The sequence below is a fragment of the Labilibaculum euxinicum genome (assembly GCF_963678175.1).
GTDB lineage: Bacteria > Bacteroidota > Bacteroidia > Bacteroidales > Marinifilaceae > Labilibaculum > Labilibaculum euxinus.
Genome location: NZ_OY782756.1, coordinates 1,444,881 through 1,455,687 on the forward strand (window position 1 = coordinate 1,444,881; position 10,807 = coordinate 1,455,687).

A 10,807-nucleotide genomic window follows, 5' to 3' on the forward strand; every position below is an offset into this window, starting at 1 on the left:
TTAATGGTGGAAAAGCTTTCATATCAGGAGAAATGTGCTTGTTCCCGTAGTAGTTTTTGTAAGTATGTGGAGCGTCAGGAATATTTTACTGTTTACGAAAAAGAATATCTGGTAAAGATTATCGTGAATGATAATTTGTCTGGAGTGTTATACGTTAGTTCTGTTTTAGTTGTTTGGAGTTTTATTGCAGGAATAATTGATGCAGTGCTTTTTCCTGGAATTATTGCTTATGCCATTTTTCATGGAGTTGTCGATTATAAAGTTCTTACTCCGCCGGTTTTATTTCTGCTTGTTAATTTTTTAGTCAAGTTAATTTACATTGCAAGCAACTTAAAAGACAGAGTAAAGCGCAATGATATATTTATTTCAGCCTTGCCGTATACTGGTTCTGCTTATCTTCTGAAAAAATTTCTGATTGATGATAAATTACTATCGAAAGCTGTAGTTCTTTACTTGAAAGAGAAAAAGCTACAAGCTAAAGATTATTTTCTAAACTTGATTATTAAAAGAAATAAGTAATCGAATAGATGTTCTTTATAATACACCCTTTGCTCCAATTCTTTATAATTCCCTTTAATTTATATCTAAAGAATAAATAACGTGCTGTAAATTTATTTTATAGTAAATAAAAAGTGGAATTTATCCCCACATAATTGTGTAGTCTACAATTTTATGATGAAGTGTTTATTAATGCTTGTATTTATTTAAGATTTGTAATTTTCACAAATAGAGTGTTTTGCGGTGTCGCTTGTCGCTGTATGTCATTTGTGGCATAGAAATTTCATAATAGATCATGTTATTATATTTTAATATTTATATAAAAATTGATTAGTTATGAAAAGAGTTTTGATTGTATCAGCAGTAGCATTAATGTTTAGTGTAAGTATTCCAACATCAGTTTCGGCAGCAAATTTAGTTTCAGGGACAAGTTTTGTGCAGGAAGATGTTAAATATGAGGAATTAAAAGCTGAAGAACTTCCTAAAATGGTTCAGACAGCAATTACGGAATCATATTCGGATTATGCAATTCTTAAATCATTTATTGGAAATGATGGATCGTACAAGATTATCTTATCAAAACCAGAGGGAAATATTGCTGTTTATTTCAATGCGAAAGGAGAATTTGTAAAACAGGAAGATCTGGCGGTTTAAGGAATAGATCCATTTAAGCAATTTACCCAAATTTTTAATGCTTATACCTCTATCGAAGTTGTATTTCAATATTTCGATAGAGGTAATCTTGTTGTCTTTTAAATATCAGAGGAGTTACATTTTACAAAACAAAATTGATCAGTATTGTGAAACGTCTATGACAAGGATATTTTGATACGCAGGGAAATTATTTCAGTATGGCAAGTTCTCCCGAAAAAATTTCGGGACAGGCTATATGGCAAAAATATACAATTATAATGATATGAATAGTATTCTTATTGTGGATGATGATGCAACACTTTGTTTGATGCTGAAAAAATTTTTTGAGAGAAAAGAGTTTTTTGTTACTACTAGTTTTTCATCGGTTGAGGCAAAAAAAAAGATTCAGTCGAAATTTTATGATATCGTACTTACTGATTTGAGAATGCCGGAGGTGTGTGGTATGGAAATCATAAGTTTTGTGAAGAAAATAACTCCAAAGACTGTAGTGGTTATGATGACAAGTTATGCAGATATCTCATCTGCAATAAAATCGATTAAATTGGGAGCTTATGATTTTATATCGAAACCATTTGGACCCGATGAAGTTTTGGATATTGTTAATAAGGCTCTTTTACATCAAAATCCCGTTGTAAAATCGAAATCGCAAGTATCATCAGGTATTCAGGATTATTATCAGGGCAAAGGAAAATTATCGAAGCAATTACTAAAACATATTGATTTAATTGCACCAACTCTGATGTCAGTATTAATTGTAGGTGAGAGTGGTACCGGAAAGGAAATTGTAGCGAAAATGATTCATGAAAAAAGTGATAGGTCTCAAAAACCATTTGTTGCCGTCGATTGTGGATCTATTTCAAAGACGCTGGCTTTGAGTGAATTTTTTGGACATGAAAAAGGTGCTTTTACAGGTGCTGTTACTGATAAAATCGGACATTTTGAGGCTGCAGATGGAGGTGTTCTGTTTTTGGATGAGGTAGGAAACCTTAATCATTCTACGCAAGTTCAATTATTGCGTGCTTTACAAGAAAGAAAAGTAAAGCATGTAGGCAGTAATAGAGAGGTATCGGTTGATGTTAGGATTCTGGCTGCAACAAATGAGGATTTAAATGAGTCGAAGCAGATTGGTGCTTTTCGGGAGGATTTATATCATCGCTTAAATGAGTTTCAGATTAATGTTCCTCCTTTAAGAGAAAGAAAATCCGATATTATGCATTTTGCAGAATTTTTTTTGAATATGGCCAATAACAACCTTGGGAAATCGGTAGTTGGTTTTGATAAAAGTGTAGAATATGTTTTTACTAATTATGCTTGGCCAGGTAATTTAAGAGAAATGAAAAATACCGTTCAGCGTGCAACACTTCTTACAAAAAGGGAGTTAATTACTTTAAATGAGTTGCCGTCTTCTTTTTATGAAAATACTCAGGAGTATCTAAATCCTTTATTTGAATCCGAAGGTGAGAGGATTAAAAGAGTTTTAAATATTTCGGATTATAATAAAAGTAAGGCTGCACGCTTGTTAAATATGGATAGAAAAACCCTTTACAGAAAAATTAAGATCTATAAATTATGAAGTAGATGGTAAAGCTTATCTGAATTTTATCTTTATTTGTTTATTGATATTTTTTTTAATCTGAGAATAGAAATGAATAAGGTAATTATAACAATTGGTTTTATTATGGGATTGGTTTTTTCAGGAATGGCGCAAGTTCAGGATTCCAGAGGGTATATAGTGAAAGTAGGAGATATGGCACCTGATTTTGAAATGAATTTGACCGATGGAAGTAAATTAAAGTTGTCTGACTTAAAAGGAAAAGTTGTGATGTTGCAGTTTACGGCTAGTTGGTGTGGAGTTTGTCGCAAAGAAATGCCGTTTATCGAGAAGGAGATTTGGCAGAAGCATAAAGAGAAGGATTTTGCCTTGTATGCTTTAGATTTGGACGAGCCACAAGAAAAGGCTGAAAAATTAATAGCCGCAACAGGAATAACTTATCCGGTTGCATTGGATGAAGGGGCAGTAATATTTACTAAGTATGCACACAAGGAAAGTGGTGTGACTCGTAATGTAATTGTTAATAAAGAAGGCAAAATTATTTATCTCACCAGATTGTTTAATCAGGAAGAGTTTGAAGGGATGAAAGTGGTGATCGAAAATGAATTAAAAAAATAATTTGTTTTTTAAGGAAAATGCAACAGGTGAAATTAATTGCATTTTTTTAGCGTTTATACTTCCATGTAAGGAGCAAAATGGATTTTCTTTTGCTTAAATGAAATGCATCTAAAAAGAAAAAGGGCGGTGACTAGCCGCCCTAAACTACTACTTAAATTTACTTATGAATTAGTACAATCAATCACCTAAGTGTTTAACAGACTTTCTTCACCAACAAAGATAATGTATGATGTTAATTTTTATTGTTAAAACACATCCTTTTTTATGAACCAATGATTTTGATAAATGAATCGCCATTTATTAATGAATAGTTATTTCTTTTTTTGGGAGAGGAACTCTAATTTTTTTTGCATTTGCATTATTGTGATTCATTTCAGGTCTTAGTTAGTATAAAAAATAAATCAGAAAGTCTGATATGTTAAGATGGATTAAATTCATCAATAGGTTTATCATTAATTACTCCATTCAGCCCTGTTTAGTTCTTCGTAATAAAATCTTTTAAAACCCTAATTCCTCTTGGATAGCTAATTTGTCCCCGATTGCCTTTGTGAATATATTTTCTCTTTTTCTTAATTTTTAGTTACAGATATTTAAATCACTAAAATATTCATTTGTTTTACTTTCACAATTGAAAAATGCCTAATTTTATGCCTATCTTAAGGGGATCAAAAAGATTTTGATTTAGTTTAATTATTTAGCAGTAATAGTTTATGGACAAGGATTTTATTCATATTATAGAGAAGGTAAGGGCTTATTTGTTCAAAAATGGTTTAAGCGGCTTTTCTTTTGATAAAGTTAAAGATTTTGGGGTGTCGCCATCTGATGTATCCAAATTTGTTGATTCAGTAGAGGAGTTGGTAGAAAAAATTCTTGAATACGAACGAAAATCGTTTGAGTCCATTTTTACTCAATACAATTTTGAAGGTCAGAATGCGATTGATATATTATTTATCGTAAGTCAGGAGATGAATGATCGTTTCGAAAATTTAACACCATCCGTTACAATGGAATTTGAGAGTCATTTCCCGGAAGTGTATAAAAAGCATATGGATGAGCGGATGGAATTTATTTTTGATAAAATTAAAATAAATGTTGAAAAAGGAATAGCTCAAGGCATGTATCGCGATGATCTTAGCAGCGAGATTGTTGGACGGATGTATCTGGCGAGACTTGAAGACATGCATAATCCTGAACTATATCCTCCGGAGAGATTTAAGTTTGGTACAATCTACGATACAATGATTGATCAATTTGTAAAAAGCATTGGTACCGAGGATGGAATTAATTATTATCGTCAGCGTAAACAATTACTGGGTGTTTTAAGTTTTGGACGATAAAATGATATTTGCAGGAATAAGTTCTCCTGTATTTTGGACTATTTATTCAGGCGATTGCTTCCAAAAATATTTGGGAGCGACAAACAAGAAATTATAATCACATGAAAATTTCATTAGCACCTCTTCAGGGATATACTGATTGGGTGTTCCGACAAGCATATGAAAAATGCATTGGGGGCGTAGATGAATTCTATACCCCTTTTCTTGTTCTTCAAAATTCAGGAGAAATAAGAACCTCGCACAAAAGAGAAATAGAACCTTTTTTGGAGAGAAATAATCGATTGGTGCCTCAGTTTTTAAGTGGATCTGTTGAGGAGTTTCAATTTTTTGAGACGTATCTTTCAGATTTAGGCTATGAAAAAATGAATTGGAATTTAGGTTGTCCTTTTCCTATGGTTACCGGGAAAAAGAAAGGATCTGGCTTGTTGCCATATCCTGAAAAGATAAAGGATATTCTGGAATGTGGATATTCCGGGAAAATTGACCTGTCGATTAAAATGCGGTTGGGTTTGGAAGATAAATCGGAGATACTTTCGGTCTTGGATGTGATGAAAAACTTTAATATTGATGAAATTATCGTTCATCCTCGCATTGGCAAGCAAATGTATAAGGGAAGTGCCGATCGGGATTATTTTCAGCAAATACAGGAGGGTTTTAATAAAACAATTGGTTTTAATGGTGATATTGAGACACTTGATGACTTTGAGAACTTGAATGCTCAATTGCCAAATCTAAATCATGTAATGATAGGAAGAGGAGTTCTGAAAGATTATTGGTTGCCGGCAAAAATAAAGGGAATAGAAATTCCATCTGCAGATATTCGTAAAAAAGCATTGCGTAAAATGTACGATGAAATTTTTTCTACTTATACTTCATTTTTAAGTGGGGATACGCAAATCTTACAAAAAATGAAGCCGTTTTGGGAGTATTTCTCCAGTCATTTTGAGAATGAGAGAAAAGTTTACAAAGGAATCAAGAAATCGGGAGGCTTAAAAAAATATCACGAGGCTGTTTCGTTTGCATTCCAACAAAATGTAAAGGAGTAGAAGAATGAAATTTTCAATCGAATTAACGGATCAATTCCTTCATGTTGAGTTTCAGAATCCGGTTAGGATGGTAAGTTCTGCAATTTTAAAAGGAGGTTGCCAAATTGTTGACCATTTTTTGAATACAAAGGTTGATGCTAATTTTAAAGGAGAAAGAACTGATTTTGAATCTCCGGATATTACACTTAAAGGAATAGCTGACTCCCAAAATTGGGAAGGGAATTGTGTTGGAATGATGACTGCGGCCTTAATGAGTTCATTCCGAAGAATTCGAGTTGAAAAGCAGGGGGTTTGGATAGAGGTTTTTGTTACATCCGGAGTGTCAAATGCCCGCAGGGCAGGAGATGAGGCCGATTATCAATTCGTGAATGAGGAGTGTCAAAAAATAGGAACTATTAATATTCTGGTTACTACTAATGCTAATCTTTCTGATGCAGGTATGGTTGAATGCATTATGATGGTGGCGGAAGCCAAAGCAGCTTGTCTGCAGGATTTGAAAGTTCTGAGCCCGGTTAGTGGATTATTGGCAACGGGAACAGGAACTGATTCCACGGCAATTGCATGTGGAACAGGTCCTGTAGTTCAGTATTGCGGCAAACATGTTTTGTTTGGGGAAATGTTGGCAAAACAACTTATGAAGCCATTTATAAATCATTATCGGTGGCTAAATAATTGGTAATAAATTGAGCTCTTTCTGTTGCTGAATATTTAGGAAGTTCAATAACAGTAAAACCCAATTCTTCATAGGTGTTTTTTAAGAAAACAGATATTTCCTTTGCTTCTTCAAATGATTCAGGTCTTTCTGCATCGTTAATAAAAATTTCTTTCCAAGGAGGGGCAAGAAATACAGTTTTGTTGTATTGGTCGGATTTCTTAAAATATTTTAATGGAACAGTCAAGCCTCCTCGTCTTACGTAGGCAATAATGTCAGGTAACCCACGATCAAAAAAACACTTTCCTTCGGCTTTGCATTCAGTAAGTTGATAACTCATGCGCTCATAACAAATTTCAGCAAATTCGGATAGATTCTGCCAGGGAACTTTGTCTCCGCTAATTTGATGTTGTTCCTGAATAACAATCCTTGATATTTCTTCAAAACACAGATAGCCTTGTTCTGATAATTTATTTAACAGGGTCGATTTTCCTGATCCCGGACCACCAGTAATTATGTATCGATTATGGTACTTGTTCATGTTCAGTTAATCTTCTTTTAAATGAGCGTAAAATAGATCCATATCGATGTTTTCTCTTATTAAATCAGCCAGTTTGTCGTATTGGTTTTCTTTAAATTCCTGATAATTAAAATCACTTTCTTGTTCCAGATTGAATCCGGATAACAGATGTTGAATCACAATTTTGTTGTCCAGAATACCATGAATATAACTTCCCCAACAGTTCTGGTTTAGAAAATAGCCATCAGTTTTTCCATTGGATAAAATGCATAGTGGTATGTTATTCTGGACAGCAATAGTTTCTCCCATATGAATCTCATATCCAAAGCAGTCTTGATTTGAATCCCTGAATTTGAAAGCGCATTGTTCTGTGAGTTTTTCATTAGTGATCGTTGTTTCTATTGGCAGAATCCCAAGACCTGCAATGTTTTCAATGTTGCCTTCAATTTGAAGTGGATCGCTAATCTTTTCACCCATCATTTGATAGCCACCACAAATACCAATTACTTTTTTCCCATTTTTGTGTGCTTTAACAATAGACAAGGCAACACCGTTTTGTTTTAGTTCCTGAAGATCAGAAATGGTATTTTTGCTTCCTGGCAGGATTATGATGTCGGCAGTTTCTATTTCTAAAGGATTGTTTGTATAGAAAAGATGAACTCTTGGATCATGTTCCAGAACGTCAAAATCAGTAAAGTTGGCCATGCGTGGTAAAATAACAACAGCACAGTTAATTTTTTCTTTACTGGATGTTTTTGATTTTTTTCCGAGACTAACAGAATCTTCTTCCTCAATATGGATATCTTTAAAATAAGGAAGGATTCCGATAACAGGTTTGCCGGTAAGATCTTCAATAATCTTTTTCCCGTCTTCGAATAGTTTTATGTCTCCTCTAAATTTATTGATAATAATTCCCTTGATTTGCTTTCGCTCGTTTTTATCAAGTAACTGAATACTTCCATAAACACTCGCGAAAACACCACCTTTATCTATATCAGCTATTAAATAGGTAACCGCATTGGCTTCAACAGCCATTCGCATGTTGGTGATGTCACGGGTTTTTAAATTTAGTTCGGATATGCTGCCCGCTCCTTCCAATACTACGGGATTGTATTTTTGGTTCAATCGATGAAATGCAGATTTTGCTTCTTCAAATAAAGCATGCTTATTATTTCCCATAAAATATTCGACCGCAGTTTGAGTACCAATAGGTTTTCCATTCAAAACAACTTGTGAACTTTTATCATTTGTAGGCTTTAATAAGACAGGATTCATATCGGTATGACAAGCTAATCCGCAGGCTTCAGCTTGAACAGCCTGCGCTCGGCCAATTTCAAATCCTTCCGGTGTTGCGAAAGAGTTTAGTGACATATTTTGAGCCTTGAATGGAGCCGGTTGATAGCCATCTTGCTTAAGAATCCTGCAAAACCCTGTGTTGATAATGCTTTTTCCAACATCCGATCCTGTTCCGACAAACATTAATGGTCTTAATTTAATCATAAAGTGTTTATTTTTAATTCAACTAAAGAAGATAGTTGATATTTAAAAAGAGCAATTTCAACTGGCTTCCAAAATTAGTCTTTTTTTATCGAGTTGTTTTTGTTGTAAAACAGTAAATTTGGGAAATTTAGTGAAGTTTGACTAAAATAAAATGTAAGGTTGAGGCCTGAGTGAATTGGTTCTAAATATTGTTGATTTGTAGTTTTAGATTTTATTTGCTTATGAATTAGTAATAATTTTGCTAATATTGTAATGAATTGTAACAAGTGGTCTCTTTATAATATTAAACTAGCTACATGACAATGTGGCTTATGTAGAATATTTAAATTTTTTGGAACCATTGACTAACTATTTAAATCTAAATCATAACTACTAATGAAAGTTCAAATTGATGCTGTAGATCAGAAGATTCTATCTTACTTGATTAAAAATGCAAGGATTCCATTTTTGGAAATAGCCAGAGAGTGTGGAATTTCTGGTGCAGCAATTCATCAAAGAGTTAAAAAACTGGAAGATGCAGGGATTATTGATGGATCTAGATTTATTGTTAAACCACGAGCTTTAGGGTATGAGGTGTGTGCCTTTGTTGGTATTTCTCTTGATCATGCGCATCAATATAAAATGGTTGTTGAGAAAATTGATGCTATTCCTGAAATTGTAGAATGTCATTTTACCACTGGTAACTTTACATTTTTGGTAAAGATGCTTTGCAGGGATAATCAACATTTAATGGATATTTTAATTAATACACTACAGAATATTCCCGGGATATCAAAAACGGAAACATTTATTTCTCTGGATCAAACAGTTGACCGGGAAATTAAACTGTAATAATAATTTATTGAATTAGGAGGCTTTCATTATCGGAAGCCTTTTTTTGTATCTATAAATAGTTGTTATCGTTTACCAAATAACTCTCTTTTTTGTATCTTTCGAATTCATTTTACAAAACACTTATAAATACAAAGCAATATGTTTCCAAAAGAAGTATATATTAAAAGACGTAACCAATTACGTGAAATAATGAAAGACGGAATTGCATTGGTATTAGGTAATCCTGAAGCGCCAATGAATTACGCCGATAATGTTTATCATTATCGTCAGGATAGTACATTTTTGTACTTTTTTGGTATCGATCATCCTGGTTTTGCCGGTGTTTTTGATATCGATAATAATAAAGATTACATTTTTGGTAACGATGTTGATATTGATGATATAATTTGGATGGGACCACAGCCAAGTGTTGCAGATCAAGCTGCACGTTTTGGTGTTGAAAACACAGCTCCGTTTAATGATTTGAAATCTTTTGTTGCTGAAGCAATAAAAGGAGGTCGAAAAATTCATTTCTTACCTGTCTACCGTGCCGAAAATAAAATCTTGATTCATGAAATGATTGGCACACCATTAAATGCAATTAAGGAGAATGCATCTGAAGAATTTGTTAAAGCTGTTATTTCGCTTCGAGAAATAAAAGATGAGTACGAGATTAAGGAATTGGAGCGTGCGGCTGCAATTGGTTATGAGATTCATACCACAGCAATGAAAATGGCCAAAGATGGAGTTTATGAAAGAGAAATTGCCGGAGAATGTGAAGCCATAGCATTAAGAGCGGGAGGACTGCTCTCATTTCCAGCTATTGTTTCAAGAAGAGGAGAAACCTTACACAATCACGAGCATGGTAATCTGCTTAAAGCGGGAGATTTATTGCTTGTGGATAGTGGTGCTGAAACCGATTCTCATTATGCTTCTGATAATACCCGAACAATTCCTGTGGGAGGAAAGTTTAGTCAAAAGCAGAAAGAAATATATGAGATTGTGCTGGCTGGAATCAACAAAGGGAATGAGTTGATTCGTCCATGGGTTACTTATCAGAGTATTCATCTGGAGGTTTGTAAAGTACTTGCCAAGGGCTTAAAAGAGGTTGGTTTAATGAAAGGTGATGTTGAAGAGGCTGTGAAAGCTGGAGCTCATGCCTTATTTATGCCGCATGGGCTTGGGCATATGATGGGCTTGGATGTGCACGACATGGAAAATTTCGGTGAGAATTTGGTTGGATACGATGAAAAGGTACAACGGATTGATCAGTTTGGAACTGCTTATTTGCGTCTTGGAAAAGAGCTAAAGCCAGGTTTTGTAATCACTAATGAGCCGGGGATTTATTTTATTCCGGCGTTAATGGACAAATGGAAGCAGGAAGGATTGCATTTGGACTATATCAATTACGATAAAGTTTATGAATATCGTAATTTTGGAGGTATTCGCTTGGAAGATGATGTGTTGGTAACTGAACAAGGAAATCGTTTGATTGGAAAGAGGATTCCAATTAGTATAGAGGAAGTAGAGAATATAATGCGTTAAATACACGTAGTAAGAATATTTTAAAGGCAGCATTTCTGGAGAATGCTGCCTTTTATTATTATCGTTAATTCG

General features: G+C 33.9%; 11 protein-coding genes. 9 read left to right on the plus strand and 2 right to left on the minus strand.

Annotation, left to right across the window (positions count from 1 at the left end; translation table 11 throughout):
• Positions 1–3: 3 nt before the first annotated feature.
• The 7 genes from ACY0M5_RS06205 (at position 4) to ACY0M5_RS06235 (ending at position 6,384) form a co-directional block, all read left to right on the plus strand.
• Positions 4–519: a hypothetical protein gene (locus ACY0M5_RS06205; RefSeq protein WP_461631149.1), complete on the plus strand. Its 516-nt coding sequence runs from the start codon at positions 4–6 to the stop codon at positions 517–519.
• A 315-nt stretch (positions 520–834) separates the two neighbouring features.
• On the plus strand, positions 835–1,152 hold the full coding sequence (locus ACY0M5_RS06210; RefSeq protein ID WP_461631150.1) for a hypothetical protein: 318 nt from the start codon (positions 835–837) through the stop codon (positions 1,150–1,152).
• Between the two features lie 262 nt (positions 1,153–1,414).
• Positions 1,415–2,725: a sigma-54-dependent transcriptional regulator gene (locus tag ACY0M5_RS06215; protein ID WP_156196041.1), complete on the plus strand. Its 1,311-nt coding sequence runs from the start codon at positions 1,415–1,417 to the stop codon at positions 2,723–2,725.
• A gap of 72 nt (positions 2,726–2,797) precedes the next feature.
• Complete coding sequence (locus ACY0M5_RS06220) at positions 2,798–3,322, plus strand: TlpA disulfide reductase family protein (protein WP_124993178.1); 525 nt, start codon at positions 2,798–2,800, stop codon at positions 3,320–3,322.
• A gap of 710 nt (positions 3,323–4,032) precedes the next feature.
• Positions 4,033–4,659 carry a hypothetical protein gene (locus tag ACY0M5_RS06225; protein ID WP_101311281.1) on the plus strand — a complete coding sequence of 209 codons (627 nt, stop codon included), beginning with the start codon at positions 4,033–4,035 and terminating at the stop codon, positions 4,657–4,659.
• 101 nt (positions 4,660–4,760) lie between these two features.
• On the plus strand, positions 4,761–5,705 hold the full coding sequence (locus ACY0M5_RS06230) for a tRNA-dihydrouridine synthase (RefSeq protein ID WP_461631151.1): 945 nt from the start codon (positions 4,761–4,763) through the stop codon (positions 5,703–5,705).
• Between the two features lie 4 nt (positions 5,706–5,709).
• Positions 5,710–6,384, plus strand: coding sequence for an adenosylcobinamide amidohydrolase (locus ACY0M5_RS06235; RefSeq protein WP_461631152.1), 675 nt, complete (start codon positions 5,710–5,712; stop codon positions 6,382–6,384).
• Here ACY0M5_RS06235 and ACY0M5_RS06240 read toward each other — a convergent pair.
• Together ACY0M5_RS06240 and ACY0M5_RS06245 are read right to left on the minus strand one after the other, a co-directional pair.
• Positions 6,350–6,898, minus strand: a complete 549-nt coding sequence (locus ACY0M5_RS06240) for an AAA family ATPase (protein WP_461631153.1) — start codon at positions 6,896–6,898, stop codon at positions 6,350–6,352. The genes ACY0M5_RS06235 and ACY0M5_RS06240 overlap by 35 nt on opposite strands.
• 6 nt (positions 6,899–6,904) lie before the next feature.
• Complete coding sequence (locus ACY0M5_RS06245) at positions 6,905–8,377, minus strand: cobyric acid synthase (RefSeq protein WP_461631154.1); 1,473 nt, start codon at positions 8,375–8,377, stop codon at positions 6,905–6,907.
• Between the two features lie 375 nt (positions 8,378–8,752).
• On the opposite strand from ACY0M5_RS06245, the gene ACY0M5_RS06250 reads away from it, so the two are divergent.
• The gene (locus ACY0M5_RS06250) at positions 8,753–9,208 is read left to right on the plus strand and encodes an Lrp/AsnC ligand binding domain-containing protein (protein WP_101311276.1); all 456 of its coding nucleotides are present in this window, start codon (positions 8,753–8,755) and stop codon (positions 9,206–9,208) included.
• Positions 9,209–9,349: 141 nt separating this feature from the next.
• Positions 9,350–10,735: an aminopeptidase P family protein gene (locus ACY0M5_RS06255; protein ID WP_461631155.1), complete on the plus strand. Its 1,386-nt coding sequence runs from the start codon at positions 9,350–9,352 to the stop codon at positions 10,733–10,735.
• The last annotated feature ends 72 nt before the right edge of the window (positions 10,736–10,807 follow it).

What these genes read in the sequence shown, in the direction of transcription:
- ACY0M5_RS06205 (WP_461631149.1), top strand. Translation starts at nt 4, where the DNA reads ATGGTGGAAAAGCTTTCATATCAGGAGAAATGTGCTTGTTCCCGTAGT.
- ACY0M5_RS06210 (WP_461631150.1), top strand. Translation starts at nt 835, where the DNA reads ATGAAAAGAGTTTTGATTGTATCAGCAGTAGCATTAATGTTTAGTGTA.
- ACY0M5_RS06215 (WP_156196041.1), top strand. Translation starts at nt 1,415, where the DNA reads ATGAATAGTATTCTTATTGTGGATGATGATGCAACACTTTGTTTGATG.
- ACY0M5_RS06220 (WP_124993178.1), top strand. Translation starts at nt 2,798, where the DNA reads ATGAATAAGGTAATTATAACAATTGGTTTTATTATGGGATTGGTTTTT.
- ACY0M5_RS06225 (WP_101311281.1), top strand. Translation starts at nt 4,033, where the DNA reads ATGGACAAGGATTTTATTCATATTATAGAGAAGGTAAGGGCTTATTTG.
- ACY0M5_RS06230 (WP_461631151.1), top strand. Translation starts at nt 4,761, where the DNA reads ATGAAAATTTCATTAGCACCTCTTCAGGGATATACTGATTGGGTGTTC.
- ACY0M5_RS06235 (WP_461631152.1), top strand. Translation starts at nt 5,710, where the DNA reads ATGAAATTTTCAATCGAATTAACGGATCAATTCCTTCATGTTGAGTTT.
- ACY0M5_RS06240 (WP_461631153.1), bottom strand. Translation starts at nt 6,898, where the DNA reads ATGAACAAGTACCATAATCGATACATAATTACTGGTGGTCCGGGATCA.
- ACY0M5_RS06245 (WP_461631154.1), bottom strand. Translation starts at nt 8,377, where the DNA reads ATGATTAAATTAAGACCATTAATGTTTGTCGGAACAGGATCGGATGTT.
- ACY0M5_RS06250 (WP_101311276.1), top strand. Translation starts at nt 8,753, where the DNA reads ATGAAAGTTCAAATTGATGCTGTAGATCAGAAGATTCTATCTTACTTG.
- ACY0M5_RS06255 (WP_461631155.1), top strand. Translation starts at nt 9,350, where the DNA reads ATGTTTCCAAAAGAAGTATATATTAAAAGACGTAACCAATTACGTGAA.